Source organism: Exiguobacterium sp. KJ 601 (assembly GCF_027161185.1).
GTDB lineage: Bacteria > Bacillota > Bacilli > Exiguobacteriales > Exiguobacteriaceae > Exiguobacterium > Exiguobacterium profundum.
Map to the genome: position 1 here is coordinate 46,980 of NZ_JADHZG010000003.1, position 16,036 is coordinate 63,015.

At 49.3% G+C, this 16,036-nt stretch carries 15 protein-coding genes and 1 riboswitch; of the genes, 12 read left to right on the top strand and 3 right to left on the bottom strand.

What is annotated here, in order from left to right; translation table 11 throughout:
• Window positions 1–8 precede the first annotated feature (8 nt).
• The 8 genes from IRJ25_RS12400 (at window position 9) to IRJ25_RS12435 (ending at window position 7,317) form a co-directional block, all read left to right on the top strand.
• Window positions 9–1,004, top strand: coding sequence for an aspartate-semialdehyde dehydrogenase (locus tag IRJ25_RS12400; protein ID WP_159563506.1), 996 nt, complete (start codon window positions 9–11; stop codon window positions 1,002–1,004).
• A gap of 12 nt (window positions 1,005–1,016) precedes the next feature.
• Window positions 1,017–1,898 carry a 4-hydroxy-tetrahydrodipicolinate synthase gene (gene dapA / locus IRJ25_RS12405; protein WP_269318393.1) on the top strand — a complete coding sequence of 294 codons (882 nt, stop codon included), beginning with the start codon at window positions 1,017–1,019 and terminating at the stop codon, window positions 1,896–1,898.
• Window positions 1,895–2,644: a 4-hydroxy-tetrahydrodipicolinate reductase gene (gene dapB, locus IRJ25_RS12410; RefSeq protein WP_015880744.1), complete on the top strand. Its 750-nt coding sequence runs from the start codon at window positions 1,895–1,897 to the stop codon at window positions 2,642–2,644. Before dapA ends, dapB begins: the two co-directional genes overlap by 4 nt.
• The gene (gene dapD / locus IRJ25_RS12415; protein ID WP_015880745.1) at window positions 2,622–3,329 is read left to right on the top strand and encodes a 2,3,4,5-tetrahydropyridine-2,6-dicarboxylate N-acetyltransferase; all 708 of its coding nucleotides are present in this window, start codon (window positions 2,622–2,624) and stop codon (window positions 3,327–3,329) included. The genes dapB and dapD overlap by 23 nt, the downstream gene beginning before the upstream one ends.
• A 49-nt stretch (window positions 3,330–3,378) precedes the next feature.
• On the top strand, window positions 3,379–4,305 hold the full coding sequence (locus tag IRJ25_RS12420; protein ID WP_074037806.1) for a branched-chain amino acid transaminase: 927 nt from the start codon (window positions 3,379–3,381) through the stop codon (window positions 4,303–4,305).
• A gap of 14 nt (window positions 4,306–4,319) precedes the next feature.
• Window positions 4,320–5,408, top strand: coding sequence for an alanine racemase (gene alr, locus IRJ25_RS12425; protein ID WP_214784699.1), 1,089 nt, complete (start codon window positions 4,320–4,322; stop codon window positions 5,406–5,408).
• The gene (gene lysA / locus IRJ25_RS12430; RefSeq protein WP_269318394.1) at window positions 5,378–6,670 is read left to right on the top strand and encodes a diaminopimelate decarboxylase; all 1,293 of its coding nucleotides are present in this window, start codon (window positions 5,378–5,380) and stop codon (window positions 6,668–6,670) included. Before alr ends, lysA begins: the two co-directional genes overlap by 31 nt.
• 92 nt (window positions 6,671–6,762) lie before the next feature.
• Window positions 6,763–7,317 (top strand): nitroreductase family protein, encoded by a 555-nt coding sequence (locus tag IRJ25_RS12435; RefSeq protein ID WP_269318395.1) that lies wholly within the window; start codon window positions 6,763–6,765, stop codon window positions 7,315–7,317.
• 104 nt (window positions 7,318–7,421) lie between these two features.
• Here IRJ25_RS12435 and IRJ25_RS12440 read toward each other — a convergent pair whose 3' ends face one another.
• Complete coding sequence (locus IRJ25_RS12440; protein ID WP_074037801.1) at window positions 7,422–7,607, bottom strand: hypothetical protein; 186 nt, start codon at window positions 7,605–7,607, stop codon at window positions 7,422–7,424.
• 118 nt (window positions 7,608–7,725) lie between these two features.
• The gene (locus tag IRJ25_RS12445; RefSeq protein ID WP_214818559.1) at window positions 7,726–8,253 is read right to left on the bottom strand and encodes a gamma carbonic anhydrase family protein; all 528 of its coding nucleotides are present in this window, start codon (window positions 8,251–8,253) and stop codon (window positions 7,726–7,728) included.
• Between the two features lie 119 nt (window positions 8,254–8,372).
• Between IRJ25_RS12445 and ade the strand changes: the two genes are divergently transcribed.
• The 3 genes from ade to IRJ25_RS12460 all read left to right on the top strand — a co-directional run bounded on the left by ade (window position 8,373) and on the right by IRJ25_RS12460 (window position 12,422).
• Window positions 8,373–10,082 (top strand): adenine deaminase, encoded by a 1,710-nt coding sequence (gene ade / locus IRJ25_RS12450; RefSeq protein ID WP_214814431.1) that lies wholly within the window; start codon window positions 8,373–8,375, stop codon window positions 10,080–10,082.
• A gap of 118 nt (window positions 10,083–10,200) precedes the next feature.
• On the top strand, window positions 10,201–10,485 hold the full coding sequence (locus tag IRJ25_RS12455; RefSeq protein WP_015880753.1) for a hypothetical protein: 285 nt from the start codon (window positions 10,201–10,203) through the stop codon (window positions 10,483–10,485).
• A gap of 57 nt (window positions 10,486–10,542) precedes the next feature.
• Window positions 10,543–10,717, top strand: a riboswitch (Lysine riboswitch).
• Between the two features lie 112 nt (window positions 10,718–10,829).
• Window positions 10,830–12,422 carry a Na+/H+ antiporter NhaC family protein gene (locus IRJ25_RS12460; RefSeq protein ID WP_214689100.1) on the top strand — a complete coding sequence of 531 codons (1,593 nt, stop codon included), beginning with the start codon at window positions 10,830–10,832 and terminating at the stop codon, window positions 12,420–12,422.
• 347 nt (window positions 12,423–12,769) lie between these two features.
• Here the strand turns inward: IRJ25_RS12460 and IRJ25_RS12465 are convergent, their stop codons facing one another.
• On the bottom strand, window positions 12,770–14,395 hold the full coding sequence (locus IRJ25_RS12465; RefSeq protein ID WP_159563514.1) for a peptide ABC transporter substrate-binding protein: 1,626 nt from the start codon (window positions 14,393–14,395) through the stop codon (window positions 12,770–12,772).
• Between the two features lie 223 nt (window positions 14,396–14,618).
• On the opposite strand from IRJ25_RS12465, the gene IRJ25_RS12470 reads away from it, so the two are divergent.
• Window positions 14,619–16,022, top strand: a complete 1,404-nt coding sequence (locus IRJ25_RS12470; protein ID WP_269318396.1) for a basic amino acid/polyamine antiporter — start codon at window positions 14,619–14,621, stop codon at window positions 16,020–16,022.
• The last annotated feature ends 14 nt before the right edge of the window (window positions 16,023–16,036 follow it).

A 16,036-nucleotide genomic window follows, 5' to 3' on the forward strand; every position in this document is an offset into this window, starting at 1 on the left:
GGAGCATAATGTATAACGTAGCAGTCGTCGGTGCGACAGGTGCCGTCGGACAAAAAATGATTGACGTCTTAACAGAATATGAATTTCCAATCAGCGAGTTGAGACTCTATGCTTCAGCCCGCTCGGCAGGAAAGACGGTCGAGGTGAATGGGCAATCGATCGTGATTCGTGAATTGACCGATGCGATTTATGCGGACCCAATCGATATCGCACTCTTCTCTGCAGGTGGGAGCATTAGTGAACAATATGCCCCTCGGTTGAGTGAGCAAGGAGTCATTGTCATCGATAATTCAAGTGCATTCCGAATGCAAGAAGGAATTCCACTCATCGTACCGGAAGTGAACCGAGTCGAACTCAGTCCGGAGAGAACGCTCATCGCGAACCCGAACTGTTCCACGATTCAATCGGTCGTGGCGCTCGCGCCTCTAGCGGAAGTATACGGACTGACACGCGTCGCCTATACATCTTATCAAGCGGTATCGGGATCGGGTCAAAAAGGGATCGATGACCTCGAGCGCGGTGCGCGCGGAGAGGAACCGACGAATTATCCGTATCCGATTTATGATAACGTGTTGCCGCACATCGATGTGTTTCAAGAAAATGGCTACACGAAAGAAGAACAGAAGATGATGGATGAGACACGTAAGATTTTAAATGCGCCAAACCTCGGGGTGACGGCCACTTGTGTCCGGGTGCCGGTGCGAAACAGTCATGCGGTCTCAATCACGGTGTCGCTCGAGCGAGATGCGACGGTCGCAGAACTGAAAGCAGTCCTTGCCGATGCACCAGGGGTCGTGTTAATGGACAATCCATCCGAATTGACATATCCGACACCGCTCGATGCGAACGGGACGGATGAGGTGTATGTCGGACGAATTCGCCGAGACGATTCACAACCCAATACGTTCCATCTTTGGTGCGTTGCAGATAACGTCCGAAAAGGGGCGGCAGCGAATGCCGTTCAAATCGCACAATGTATGATTAGTCAAACAGCGACGAAATAAGGAGGAGATGACATGTTCACAGGAGTGGCGACAGCACTAGCTACCCCATTTCAAGAAAATGGGCAGTTGAATCTAGAAGCATGGGCGGCATTAATTGAAGACCAAATCCAAGAAGGTGTGACGGGTCTCGTCATCGGTGGGACGACCGGCGAAGGGATGACAATCACTGATGACGAGTTTGAGACATTGCTCGTTCGAGCGGTGGAGGTCGCAAACGGTCGAGCCGTGATCATCGCGGGGACCGGTTCGAACAATACAGCAGTCAGTATTGAGAAAACGAAACGGGCCGCCGAACTTGGTGCGGAGATGGCGATGGTCGTCACACCGTACTATAACAAGTCGACACAGGTCGGGCTGATTGCTCACTTTACTGCGATTGCGGATGCGTCACCGATTCCGCTCATGCTCTACAATGTTCCGTCACGGACGGGTGTCGCCTTGGCACCGGAAACGGTCGGTGAGCTCGCGGAACATCCGCGCATCACGGCCTTGAAAGAAGCGAGTGGGGATATCTCGGTCATGGCGCAGATGATGGCCCATATTCCGGAAGGGTTCACCGTTTACTGTGGAAATGACGATCAAATCTTGCCGTACATGGCTTGGGGCGCACAAGGGGTCGTCTCCGTTTTATCAAACGTCTATCCGGGAGCGACGGTCGCGTTGGCAGACGCCCTATTGGCGGGTGATTTGCAGACAGCACGTACGTGGCAAATTCGTTTACTCCCAGTCATCGATGAACTTTTCGCAGAAGTGAATCCGATTCCGGTGAAGGCAGCGCTTCAAGCGCGAGGATTTGAAGTCGGTGCGCCACGTCTGCCGCTCGTTCCAATGAGCGCGACGGCTGAGGCGAAATTACTATCGGCGATGGAACAATTCAATGAGGTGAGACAATGAATGTTCTCATCCATGGTTTTGGCGCAATGGGACGCATTGTCGAAGAGGTCGCTCATGCGCAAGGTGTAAACGTAACGGCAATCGTCTCACCGGGAAGTGACGAGCACACGGCGACTCTGAATGAGGTGGACGTACCCGTCGATGTCGTGATCGACTTTTCGAACCCGGCGTTACTCCCTGATTTACTCGCGTTCGGACGGGAGCGCAATATTCCGCTCGTCATTGCGACGACGGGCTTCACACCGGAAGAATTGGCCGAGATCGAGACGGCTTCACAAGAGATCCCAATCTTTCAGTCTTATAACACCTCATATGGGATTGCACTGTTGAAACAGTTGCTCGACCAACTCGTCCCACTCACTCTCGGATATGATATTGAAGTGATTGAGGCACACCATCGGAAGAAAGTGGACGCACCAAGCGGGACGGCAGAATTATTGGCACGTGCCATCGAAGCGAAGCGTGACGTGACACCGATTTACGAACGAACGTCACGTCGGGAAGCGCGTGGAGCTGAAGAGTTAGGAATGCATTCCATTCGGGGTGGCACGATTTTCGGTGAGCATACCGTGCTCTTCGCCGGAGATGATGAAATGATTGAACTGAAACATACCGCGTTATCGAAACGCGTCTTTGCAAACGGGGCCCTTGCCGCTGCGGCAACGATTATCGATCGCCCGGCAGGACTTTATAATCTATCGAACTTATACGAGGAGGCTACTCATGTTACTCACAAACGCTTATGAAATCGCACAATATATTAAAGATGCTAAAAAGGAAACACCAGTCAAGCTTTACGTCAACGGTCAATTGGCAGGTCTTGAAATCGAGGAGGCGAAAGCATTCGGAACGGATGAGTCGAAACTGTTCTTGACGACGGCAGAACGCGCTGCGGCATTTTTGGAAGCAAATGCATCGGTCATCACGGATTCACATCTTGAATACGACCGTCGCAACAGTGCCGTACCGATGCTTGATACGACACGACTCAATGCCCGAATCGAACCAGGATCGTTCATCCGAGACCACGTCCAAATCGGAAACAACGCGGTTGTCATGATGGGAGCTGTCGTCAACATCGGAGCGGTCATCGGAGATGGTTCGATGGTCGACATGAACGCTGTCATCGGAGCGCGCGGAACGCTCGGGAAGAACGTTCACCTTGGCGCAGGTGCCGTGGTCGCAGGGGTTCTTGAGCCACCTTCAAAAGATCCGGTCATCATCGAGGATGGTGTCATGATTGGGGCGAACGCAGTCATCTTGGAGGGCGTTCGCGTCGGTGAAAATGCGGTTGTCGCGGCAGGCAGTGTCGTCACACAAGACGTACCTCCAGGCGTCGTCGTTGCGGGAACACCGGCACGAATCATCAAACAGAAAGATGAAAAAACTTCTGAAAAAACGCAACTTGTTGATGACTTACGCTCTCTCTAACGTATAATAGACAGAAAATATAAAAAATGAGGAATGGGAGAGTTGCATTATGGAACAGTATGGACAATGGATGTGGAAAGACGGGGCTTGGATTGAGCCGACTGACGCAAACACGAGTATCATGACACACGCGATTCATTACGGAAGCGGGTTCTTTGAAGGGATTCGCGCGTATCACACGGAGGAAGGTCCTGCTATCTTCCGATTACGTGAACACTTGGAGCGACTTGTTCGCTCGTGTGCATACTACCACGTCACGCTACCGTATACGGTAGATGAACTCGAACAAGCCACGATGGAATTGATTGAGCGAAACGGATTTGAAGCATGCTACATCCGTCCGTTCGTCTTCCTTGGAACACCATGGCAGGCACTTATGCCGACTGCTGAGACGAAGGTACATGTTGCCATCTCGTGTTGGCCGCTCGGTGAATACTTCAACAAGACGGTCGGGATTCGAGCGAAAGTGGCCTCGTATCGCCGCGTGTCTTCTACAATGATGCCAATGCAAGCGAAAGCGGCATCGAACTATATGAACTCACAGCTATTAAAAGGAGAGGCGCTCCGTGACGGATTCGACGAAGCGATTGCCCTTGATATGAACGGAAACGTCAGTGAGGCGAGTGTCGCGAACATCTTCCTCGTGAAAGGAAAAACGATTACGACACCGTCCCTTGACTGTTCTGTACTCGATGGCATCACACGTCAAACGGTGATGCAATTGGCTCGCGAGGCCGGCTATGAAATCGTCGAGCGCCATATCGGACGCGATGAGCTCTATGTGGCTGATGAAATCTTCTTAACGGGAACGGCAGCCGAGGTGACGAGCGTCATCGAGGTCGACCATATCTCGATTGGTGGAGGTGTCCAGACGGTTGCGACAGAAATGTTGACACGCTATCGTGAAGCCGTAACAGGACAGCTTCCGGAACACCGCGATTGGATCACGTTCGTGAAATCAGCAGTAACAGAGTAAAGGAGTTTTGCACGATGGGAGTCACAATTGACTTAAATGCGATTCGCGAAAACAAACGCCGGATTGAAGCGCTCGGGCGCCCCGTGTTTGCGGTCGTGAAAAACAATGCCTATAACCTAGGAATGGAGCCAGTTGTGACGACTTTGTATGATGAAGGAGTCCGTCACTTCATGGTGACCACGTTAGAAGAAGCGATTGAAGTGCGAGCGCATGCAGAGTCGGCTCGCGTCCTCGTCATGAATCCGATATACACGTGGGAACACGTGCATACCCATGAATTTGACGTCGCAATCGGATCGTATGAATGGCTCGTTTCACAGCGTGAGCATCTCGATGGCGTTCGCCTTCATTTGAAATTAGACGTCGGCATGAACCGATTCGGTGCCAAATCGTTTGAAGAAGCGCTACGGATCGTTGCCTTCTGCCAAAATGAAGGATTGAACCTTGTCGGACTATGTACACATTTTCCGCTCGCGGATGCGGACAATGCCGAAGTCGAGCATAGCGTCCAAGTCGAACGCTTTGCCGACTGGTCGACACGTTTGATGGAACGTCATACGTTTGAACTGATCCATGCGGCAAATAGTGCGGCCGCGCTTCAAGACGACTCGCGCTTGCACCATTGCACACATGTGCGTGTCGGTATTTTCTTATACGGTTATTCATCGGTTGAGCCGGTTGAGTGGCTCGTACCTGCGTTTTATTGGGAGACAGAAGTGGTTGCCGTCCACGACATCGAAGCGGGGGCTCATGTCGGGTATGGAACGGGATATACCGTGGAATCGAAAGAACGGATTGCTGTCTTACCTGTCGGATATGGGGATGGATTGATGCGGGCGAGACGTCACTTGCCTGTTCACATCGCAGGGAAAGCATACCCGTTCATCAGTAACATCTTTATGAGCCATAGCTTCATCAAAGTCGACGAAGACGTACAAATCGGCGACCGCGTCACATTATATGGAATCGAGACGAAAATCGATGACGTGACACGTGTTGGCTATGCCAACAACTCAGAACAGCTCTGTGCCCGTTCGTGGCGTGTCCCACATCGCTTTGAAGGAGGAATTGTATGTACACCACCAATCAATCAGAATGTTTGATCGAAGGCGTGTCCGTCCGTGAACTTCAAGCGACGTACGGGACACCTTTATACATCATGAGTGAGCCAGAACTAGAGCGTCGCCTTAGAATTGTCCAGAATGCGTTTCTAGATAAGTATCCGAACACGTATGCGTTATACGCGTCAAAAGCGTTATCGATTGCGGCCGTGTATGAAAAAGTCATGGCGGCAGGAATGAGCATCGACGTCGTCTCGCGAGGTGAGATGTACGTGGCGCTGCATGCTGGTGTACCGGCAGAGCGCATTCACGTTCACGGCTCAAACAAGACGATTTTGGATATCACATACGCGCTCGAACAGGGGATTACACACTTTACCATCGATAATATGCGAGAAATCAGCCTCTTGTCAGGACTTGCGGCTGAATACAATCGTGAAGTCGATGTGCTTCTCCGCATTGTCCCTCAAGTTGTCGGAGGTGCCCATGCGGCGATTCAAACGGGTGGGGTTGATACAAAATTCGGTTTCCCGACGCATGACGACACGTATTTAGACGCGATTCGTGCGACGTTAGAAGCCGAGCACTTACAGTTGAAGGGGATTCACTGTCACGTCGGTTCTCAAATTCAAGATCCGACCCTCTTCATCAATACGGTGAAGACGATGGTGCGCTTTATGGATACGATTCGTCAGGAAACCGGCTATACGACGGACGTCTTGAACATCGGTGGGGGCTTCGGCGTCGCTTACTTGGATGAAGACGAATATCTCGATTTTGCCCAGACGATGGAGCAAGTCATGGAGACGTTGGTCGAAGAGGTCGAGGCACGTGAATTGCCACTTCCGAAAATCGGGATTGAGCCAGGACGTTGGCTCGTCGCCAATGCGGGTGCCACGCTGTATGAGGTGGGGACCGTCAAAGAAGTGAGCGGCGTTCGTACATTCGTGTCTGTCGATGGCGGGATGACGGATAATATCCGTCCGGCATTGTATGACGCAGAGTATGAGGTCGTGGCAGCGACACGGATGAATGAAGAGAAGACGCTCGAGGCAAAAATAGTCGGAGCGTGCTGTGAGTCGGGAGACATCATCTCGAACCGCTCGTTGATCCCTCCTGTCACACCAGGTGACTTATTACTTGTCAAAGCGACGGGAGCATACAATTTCTCGATGGCGAGCAACTATAATCAAATGCTTCGTCCGGCGGTCGTCTTCGTCAAGGATGGGAATCACCGCCTTGTCGTCCGTCGCCAAACGTTTGAAGACTTGGTGGCATGTGAGGTCATTGGGCAATCGACGTAAGACTACAGAGCAATCTGTAGTCTTTTTTGATTTTGAAATGAGAACGTTTTTCAATTATGATAGAGAAGAGAAAAAAAGGGGAAGTGACGGTCATGACAAAGACAGCAGCACAAAAGTTAATTGAAGAAAGACGTACGGTCCGTATGTTCAAGGAAGAACCAATCGATACGAAAGTGCTTTATGAAGTGTTGCAATCGGCACATCATGCACCATTTCACAATAAAGTCGAGCCATGGAACGTGTATGTGTTCAATGGAGACGGGAAGCAAGTGTTACTCGATGCGCTCGAACCAGCCTTCTCGGAGGCGTCAGAAGGGCAACGCGAAAAAGTGACGGGACGAATCTTAAATGCGGCGGCCTGTATGTATGTGACGGCAAAACATTTTGAGACGGATAAAGGGAATCGTGACGCGTTACTCGCGACGGCGACATTCATTCAAAATGTTCAGCTGCTCTTAAGTGAACGTGAGATCGGAATGGTCTGGCGGACGGGCGGACTGTTTGACGATGCGCGTTTGAAGGAAATGATTGGAGCGGAAGGGGAGACGTTTATCGGTCTCCTGCAAATCGGGAAATATGACACAGAAGTTATCCCTACACCGAAAGCGCGACAACCGATTGATTCGCATCTCATCATGTTTGAATAATAAAAAGCGAGCGATGGGGAATCCCTTCGCTCGCTTGCTCTATATATCGGTCAATTATCGCTTTAATTTTGTTGCGAGCCAATCTTGAATCACAGTCGTTGGAATCATCCAGTCGTTCCTCCATTTTTAGAATCTTCTTCTCTACTATTATCCAAATGCATACGTTCCCAAACCTCTCGATGTGCGCCATGAAGGGCATCATCGAATGAATCATCGATATGAAGGCCATAACTTGGATTGATGGATGAGGCGTACAGGTCTAGCATGAGTTGATCATGGTTCGGATACATAGAGTGGGCTCCTTTCAATACATCAGCTTGGCTACAACTTCAGTATACAAAGGAACTATGTAGAAAATTCGAGAGAAACGTTAACATTTTATGAATCTTGTAAACGCTTTCATGAACATTATGATTCGCGAATTGGAATACACGTCTCTTTATATTGTTCGGCACGCTTAGCATATTTCTTGACCGTTCTCTCCATGATAAAACGGTCTTCATCGTTTAACGGACGAACGACTTTGGCTGGGACACCCATGACCATCACCCCTTCAGGAATCTGCATGTTCGGTGTGACGAGCGCACCGGCAGCAACAAAGGACCCTTTTCCAATCTTCGCCCCATCGAGCACGGTGGCGTGCATGCCAATCAAGCAGTCTTCTTCAATCTCACAGCCGTGAATCATCGCCATATGACCAATCGAGACACGATCATGGATGATGGTCGGTGAGCCTTCATATTGGTGGATCATCGAACCATCTTGAATGTTGACGTAAGAACCGATTTGAATGGGTCCTTCGTCTCCACGGATGACGGTATTGAACCATACTCCCGAGTGCGCGCCGATGGTCACATCTCCAATCACATGTGCCCCTGGTGCGAGATAAGTCGTCGGGTCGACTTTTGGTGTCAACTCTCCTAATTTGTATTGCATCGTTGTAACCCCTTTCAGACGGATATGTTATCATTGTCGCACAACTTGAAAAAGAAATTGCAACGAAAAGAATATTCTTGGTAAGATAGTTAAAATACGTTGAATAAGGAGATCGAAAGATGGAGAAACAACATTTGATTGACATCGCCGCAAAGAAAAAGAAAGCGGCCGTCGTCTTTAAAGACGTCGCAGTGATTGACGTGTACAGTCGTGAGACGATTCGTACAGACGTCGCCATCGACGCGGGATATATCGTGGCTATTGGGGATGGGTACGATGGGGAGGTCGAGTATCACGATCCGACCTGGACGCTTGCACCGTCCTTTATCGATTCCCACGTCCATATCGAGTCATCGATGGTCCCACCGCATGAGTTTGCGAAAGCGGTCTTGCCACTTGGCGTCACGACCGTGATTGCTGACCCTCATGAGATTGCGAATGTGAACGGAGCACTCGGGATTGAGTACATGTTAGCAGATGCGAAAGGACTTCCACTCGACGTCCGCATGATGCTTCCGAGTTGTGTACCGGCGACACCGTTCGAACATGCAGGTGCTAAACTGTATGCGGAAGATTTGGCCCCGTTTTTAGGAGATCCAGGAGTGCATGGACTAGGCGAGGTCATGGATTATCCTTCGGTTGAAGCCGGAAGTGAAGACATGCTTCAAAAAATCGCACAGACGGAACAAGCGGGTAAAGTGGTCGACGGACACGCATCGGGACTTGGCCCAGACCAATTGAACGTCTATCGTTCTGCAGGAATCATGACGGATCATGAATGTACGACTGCGGAAGAGGCGATTGAACGAGTGCGACGTGGATTCTACGTTCAAATTCGGGAAGGGTCCGTTGCTCGAAACGTGGAGAAGGTGAGCCTAGCCGTTACGGAAAGCAATGCCCACCGCTTCCTTTTCTGTACGGATGATAAGCATTTGGATGACTTGGTCGCGGAAGGTGGAATCGACTACAACATCCGTACCGCCATCAAGCAAGGGGTTAAGCCGGAAACGGCCTATGCCATCGCAAGTCTACATGCCGCAGAGGCCTATGGATTAAAAGAGGTCGGGGCCATTGCACCTGGTAAGAAGGCGAACTTCGTTATCTTGTCAGACGTCGAATCGGTAAAAATCGAACAAGTCTATGTGAATGGTACGCTCGTTGCGGAGAAGGGGAATGCGACGTTTGAATCGGAAGGGATTGAAGTGCCAAAACCGATGAAAGGTGAGCTCGCTTTACCCGAATTGACCGCCGAGTCGTTCCGACTTGCCGCAAGTGAAGAAGAAATCGATGTCATTCAAGTGCTTCCGAACAGCTTGTTGACGAAACGACAGCGTCTCACGTTCCAACCAGACGCATCAGGCGCAGATTTATCGCAGGATATCGCGACGCTTGCCGTCATCGAACGCCATCATGGGACAGGCCATATGGCTCTTGCCCCGGTAACGGGATTCGGCTTGAAACGAGGTGCCCTGGCAGCCACAGTTGCCCATGACAGCCATAATTTGGTCGTCGCCGGGGTCAGCCCGGAAGACATGTTGCTCGCGGCGAGAACTCTTGAAAAAGTAGGGGGAGGGGTCGTCGCCGTATCGGAAGGAGAAGTGCTTGCCGTCCTTCCGCTCGAGATTGGTGGACTGATGACGAAGCGACCATATCGTGAAGTGGCAGAGATTCTGGAACAGCTCAATGATGCGCTAGATGTCGTGGGAGCCCATCGTCATTTCAATCCGTATTTGACGATGTCCTTCCTCGCCTTACCGGTCATTCCTGACTTGAAATTGACCGATATGGGATTGTTCGACGTGACCACGTTCTCATTCATCAACGCTTGACTCGGTCTAACGTATGATTTTTGTTAAGAACCGCCGATAACGATTGAATGCGTGACGGGAAGTTGGTATAGTTACGTCAAGTTTCATCGGGTCAACATTGAAAGGGGGGATATTACAGATGGAACAAGTTGCTTACAATCGGTCGTATGATGAACATGAGGAATTGATCAATTCTGTATATCGTGCTTTCAAGGACCGATGCGAAGAACTACCAGAAGAAACACAGACAAAACGTCGTTTACGACGACTTATTTTCTCTACGATTAAAGAACAGACGAAGTCTCACGCTGACCGATTCGTGTTGTATCACTTCTTCAACGATTTCTTTAAAGCGGTGGAAACGAATGACCAAGAAGCACTCGCTGTCTTGAAGCGAATCATTCGTGATGAAAAAAACTATTGATATGTGACACCAACCTGTGATAATTTAGACGTAACTTTAAATGAATATTCGTGCTATCGATGAGGTAGAGGTGCGATGCTGATGAGTAAGTAGTCGGAGGATGACAACGATGAGGACTACAAAAAGGCAGGATCGCCGAAGTGCAACACCATGTCCGTGGGGTTGTGCTGGGCTGACGGGAAATACCCGTCGGACTGCCATACATATTTACGTATGGAGCGCTCCAAGTCGGCTAAGAAAGACGGAACATCCAGCGAGGGTGTCGGCTTTGTTGCCGATGCCCTCGCTTTGCGTTTTTTTAAGCATAGGGGGGCCTCATCCTAATAAAAAAGGAGGAATTCAGCATGGTAGATTATTCAACATCGGTACTCTCACTCGTACCGGCATTACTTGCAATTATTATGGCAATCACAACACGAAAGGTCATCCCATCACTCGGTGTCGGGATCATCGCAGGAGTCCTTCTCTTGCATAGCTTCAATCCAATTGATTCGATTCAATATTTGTGGTCGAACGTCATCGCCTTATTCTGGGCGGATGGAGCCATCAATGAATGGAACGTCTTGTTGATTGCGTTCTTGCTCCTTCTCGGGATTTTATCGTCAATCATTCAAACGTCAGGTGGCGCACGCGCATTTGGTGAATGGGCTGCGGCGAACGTCAAGACAGCACGCGGTGCACGTCTCGTCTCATTCGGACTTGGTATTTTGATTTTTATCGATGACTACTTCAATAGCTTGGCGGTCGGAAACATCAGTCGTCCACTCACAGACCGTAAAAACATCTCACGTGCAAAGTTGGCTTACATGATTGACTCAACTGCAGCACCTGTCTGTGTCATCAGCCCGCTTTCAAGTTGGGGTGCATATATCATCGCCATCATCGCAGGTATTTTGGCAAAATACTCGATTGACAGCTATTCGTCATTCTCTGCATTCATTCAAATCATCCCAATGAACTTCTATGCCGTCTTCGCACTACTCTTGACAGCATATGTGGCATTCACTGGACTTGCCATCGGACCGATGCGCACGCACGAACTTCGTGCCCTCCAAGGGGAGTTGTATGATTCGGCAAAAGGAAAGCCGATGGGAATGAGCGAAGATTTACACGAGCACGAAGGTGGAAAAGTACGTGATTTGATCGTACCAATTATCACGCTTATCATCGCGACGGTGTCAGCGATGCTTTACACGGGTGGTCAAGCGCTCGCGGCTGACGGTCAAGACTTCTCGTTGATTGGAGCCTTCGAATCGACAGACGTGACACGCTCACTCGTTGCGGGTGTTGTCATCAGTTTGATTGTCGCATTCTTGCTTCTCATTGGTCGTAAAATCCCAACACGTGACTATGGAAAAGCGGCATGGGAAGGCGTTCGTGCCATGTGGCCGGCTGTCTTGATTCTCTTGTTTGCTTGGACAATCATTGCGGTCATCAGCGACATGAAGACTGGTGAATACTTGGCGAGCTTCGTGACAGATACAATCGCTGCATCTTACTTGCCACTCCTTCTGTTCTTGATTGCCGGAATCATGGCATTCTCGACAGGAACGAGTTGGGGAACATTTGGTTTGATGCTTCCAATCGGTGCCGACTTGATCATGGCCGTTGAACCAGAACTCCTTCTCGCGTCACTTGCGGCTGTATTGGCCGGAGCGGTGTTCGGTGACCACTGTTCACCAATTTCCGATACAACGATTCTCAGCTCAACAGGAGCGGGCTCACACCATATCGACCACGTGGTGACACAATTGCCGTACGCTATTCTTGCAGCGGTCATCTCGGCGATTGGTTACTTGGTGCTCGGGATTACAGCGTCGATTTGGATCGGATTCTTCGCTGCATTGATTTCGTTCATCGTATTGGTTGGAATCGCAGAAGTGATTTCAAAACGTGGGAAAGTACCTGCAGAACTTCGCGCAAAGCGTGAGGCGTGATATATGAAAATGACTTCCATCAAATCGATGGAAGTCATTTTTTATGTGCGGTTGTCACTGCATAAGTGAGACGGTCGAGTAGTTTACCGAGAATGAACCAAAAGGAAACTATGATGTACAGTGATAGGCTGTGGTAATGAAGATGAATGACGTACAAAGAAAACCAAGGTGTCTCGAGCAATCAAAATGGAGGCGAAGTAGATGTGCTTGTCATCCAATCCAGATACATTCATGATGCAGATCGTGACAGCTAATAAGGTGAACCGCAGTGTCAAACTCTTTATAGAGAGACTTTCACGACAGAAAAACCTCCCTGGTCCATGTAGGAATCAAGGAGGTTACAATCATTATTTCACGTCAAGCCACTTGAAACTTGCATCGGCACCGAACGGGTGACGGTACATGTTCTCGATGTTTGAACGCTCTAAGTATGCCTCACCTTTTTGATAAATCGGAGCGATGGCAAAGTCTTCTTCGAGAAGGATGCGTTCTGCTTCTTGCATTGCTTCCCAACGTTTCATCTGATCGGCTTCTTTCTTCGCAGATTGAATCAACTGATCGTATTCGTCATTCGAGTACTCCATACGGTTAAACGGTCCGTCTGTGACCCACATGTCGAGGTATGTCATCGGATCCTGATAGTCAGGGCCCCAACCAGCTGCAGAAACGTCATATTCGCCTTTCCCTTCAAGATCAAGGAAGTTTTTGAACGGTTGCTGTTTGATGTTAAGTGTCAAACCAGGCAAGTTCTTCTCAAGTTCGCCTTTGATGAACTCGTTCACTTTCTTGAACGCTTCTTCGTCACGTGAGAGGAACTCGAGTTCGATTGTTTCAACACCTAATTCTTCTAATCCTTTTTCCCACGCGGCTTTTGCTTCATCTACGTTGTAGTTGAGGAGGTCTGGATACTTCTCACGGAAGTCAGCTCCGTCTTCTGTGAACGTGAAGTCTTTCGCTACGATATAGTTCGCCGGTTGCGATCCATCTGTTAAGATGACATCTGTCACACTCTGTTTGTCGAATCCTTTCGCAAGTGCTTCACGGATGTTGACGTTTTGGAGCGCTTCGTTCTTTTGGTTGAAACGAAGGAAGTTGATTCGAGCATCGGCACGCGTTTTGAACTCGTCGCTGTCTTCGAATTGCGGAACGAATTCAGAAGAGAGGAGCGTGTAGTCCGCTTCACCCGACTCGAACAAGTTGACCCCAGTCGATACGTCTTTTACGACTTTGACGTTGATCGTGTCCATCTTGACGTTTTCAGCATCCCAATATTCAGGGTTCTTCTTGTAAACCCATCCTGCATTGTCTTGCCACTCGCTCAAGACGTAAGGTCCGTTATAGAGTGTCTTGTCGACAGATGTTGCGAACTCTTCGCCTTGCTCTTCGACGTACTCTTGTTTTTGCGGCATATACGTTGGGAATCCAGTCAAACCTAAGAAATAAGGAGCTGGTGCTTCCAATTGTACTTCAAGCGTTTTTTCGTCAATCGCTTTTGCGCCGAGGTCGTCGAGCGACATTTCACCCGCAAGGATTTTGTTCGCGTTTTTCAAGTCTTGAAGAATATAGGCATACTCCGCACCTGTTTCAGGATTGAGGGCACGTTTCCAAGAGTAAACGAAGTCTTCAGCTGTGATTGGAGAACCGTCTGACCAGTTTGCGTCACGTAACTTGAACGTGTATGTAAGTCCATCCTCAGATACTTCGACATCTTCGGCAATCCCCGGTGTCGGTTGGTTGTTCTCATCTAGACGATACAATCCTTCGAACACGTTGTTTGTCACGATGATCGATGTCGAGTCTGTTGTCAGTGTCGGATCGAGCTGCGGCAAGTCCGTCGCCGATACCATTGTGATTTCTTTTTTCGCATCGCTCGAAGATGAACCTTCTGAACTTGATGAGTCATCTCCTGTGCTACAAGCAGCCGTCGCCAATAATGCGACCCCCGATAACGCTAACCATTTTTTGTTACGCATCATACAACCTCCCGAAAATTCTGATAATTTAGAATATGTTGTAATTAAACTACATCTGACATGAATATGCAATGGAATTTTTCAAATTATCCGAAAATATAAACTTATTTAGAATGACTATTCATCAATCCTTTCAGGAAGTAGAATAGAAAAATCAACGAATGATTATACAATATTTTTGTATAGTTATTCGTACAGATAGGATAGTAGTGGAGGCGTTAACTTGAAACAACATTCAGCCGGAATCGGCTTTTTCGGTCTTGCGGCAATGGTCGTCGGGACCATGATTGGTGGAGGTGCGTTTAACCTGCCTGGTGCAATGGCACAAGGGGCAGGGGTCGGACCAGTTTTAATTGGATGGGGGATTACGGGTGTCGGCATGATTATGCTCGCCTTCGTGTTTCAGTTTTTAGCAAACACGCGACCAGAGCTAGAAGGCGGAATTTACGCCTATGCCCGTGAAGGTTTCGGGAAGTTTGTGGGATTCAACAGCGGATGGGGGTACTGGATGTCGGCTTGGATTGGGACGGTAGCCAATATCACATTGATTTTCAGTACATTGGCTTATTTTTTTCCTATATTCTCAGCAGAACACCGACTGTTTCGCTTGTTCGTGAGTGTCGTTTTGATTTGGGGCTTATTTTGGCTCATTTCACGTGGGATGCGTGAAGCGGCACTTCTCAATATCGTGACAACGATTGCGAAACTCGTCCCGATTATCTTGTTCATCGTGTTGATCCTATTCGCGTTTAAAATGGATACGTTCCAAGTCGATTTTTGGGGAGAAACAGGGTTTGTTTGGGCGGATGTGTTTCCACAAGTGAAGTCGACGATGCTCGTCACACTCTGGGCATTTGTCGGGATCGAGGGAGCGGTCGTATTGTCATCGCGTGCACGTCACAAAAAAGATGTCGGACGTGCCACGGTCATTGGCCTGATTGGGACGTTAGTGATTTACATGATGATTTCCATCTTCTCGTTTGGTGTCATGACACAGGAGCAACTCGCTGCGTTGCCTGAACCGTCGATGGCATATGTGTTAGAAGCGGTCGTCGGCCCGTTCGGCGCAACATTGATTAACATCGGACTGCTCGTATCATTAACAGGCGCATTGCTCGGCTGGACGATTTTAGCGACGGAGATTTCGTACGTGGCGAGCCGGGATGGGGTGTTTCCGAAAGTATTTCACCGTTTGAATGCGAACGAGACACCAGTGAACGCGCTATTCATCACCCAAGCGTTCACTCAAGTGGTCACGGCCATCGCCTTGTTTTCAGAACAGACGTATCTCGTGCTTTCAAGCATCGCCGGAATCGCAGCACTCGTTCCTTATCTATTCTCGGCACTCTATGGATGGATGGAGGCGAAGCGGACGACGTCGCTACGAATGATGGTCGTTTCCGGGATTGCCTCGCTATACGCCGCCTGGTTGCTCTATGCTTCGGGAGTCGAGTATGTCTTGATTGCGATGATTCTATATGCACCCGGCATCTTCGTCTTTCTTTTGGCCGAACGGGAACAAGGACGACCATTTTTGACCCGTACCCAGTCGTTGATTGCCTTGATTATTCTATTATGTGCGACCTATGGCATTTATGGGCTTTGGACAGCCACAATCGCCCTATAAGAAAACTCACCGGC

Bases quoted from the DNA above. Each gene is read 5' to 3' on its own strand.
- IRJ25_RS12400 (WP_159563506.1), top strand. From the start codon at position 9: ATGTATAACGTAGCAGTCGTCGGTGCGACAGGTGCCGTCGGACAAAAA.
- dapA (WP_269318393.1), top strand. From the start codon at position 1,017: ATGTTCACAGGAGTGGCGACAGCACTAGCTACCCCATTTCAAGAAAAT.
- dapB (WP_015880744.1), top strand. From the start codon at position 1,895: ATGAATGTTCTCATCCATGGTTTTGGCGCAATGGGACGCATTGTCGAA.
- dapD (WP_015880745.1), top strand. From the start codon at position 2,622: ATGTTACTCACAAACGCTTATGAAATCGCACAATATATTAAAGATGCT.
- IRJ25_RS12420 (WP_074037806.1), top strand. From the start codon at position 3,379: ATGGAACAGTATGGACAATGGATGTGGAAAGACGGGGCTTGGATTGAG.
- alr (WP_214784699.1), top strand. From the start codon at position 4,320: ATGGGAGTCACAATTGACTTAAATGCGATTCGCGAAAACAAACGCCGG.
- lysA (WP_269318394.1), top strand. From the start codon at position 5,378: ATGTACACCACCAATCAATCAGAATGTTTGATCGAAGGCGTGTCCGTC.
- IRJ25_RS12435 (WP_269318395.1), top strand. From the start codon at position 6,763: ATGACAAAGACAGCAGCACAAAAGTTAATTGAAGAAAGACGTACGGTC.
- IRJ25_RS12440 (WP_074037801.1), bottom strand. From the start codon at position 7,607: ATGTATCCGAACCATGATCAACTCATGCTAGACCTGTACGCCTCATCC.
- IRJ25_RS12445 (WP_214818559.1), bottom strand. From the start codon at position 8,253: ATGCAATACAAATTAGGAGAGTTGACACCAAAAGTCGACCCGACGACT.
- ade (WP_214814431.1), top strand. From the start codon at position 8,373: ATGGAGAAACAACATTTGATTGACATCGCCGCAAAGAAAAAGAAAGCG.
- IRJ25_RS12455 (WP_015880753.1), top strand. From the start codon at position 10,201: ATGGAACAAGTTGCTTACAATCGGTCGTATGATGAACATGAGGAATTG.
- IRJ25_RS12460 (WP_214689100.1), top strand. From the start codon at position 10,830: ATGGTAGATTATTCAACATCGGTACTCTCACTCGTACCGGCATTACTT.
- IRJ25_RS12465 (WP_159563514.1), bottom strand. From the start codon at position 14,395: ATGCGTAACAAAAAATGGTTAGCGTTATCGGGGGTCGCATTATTGGCG.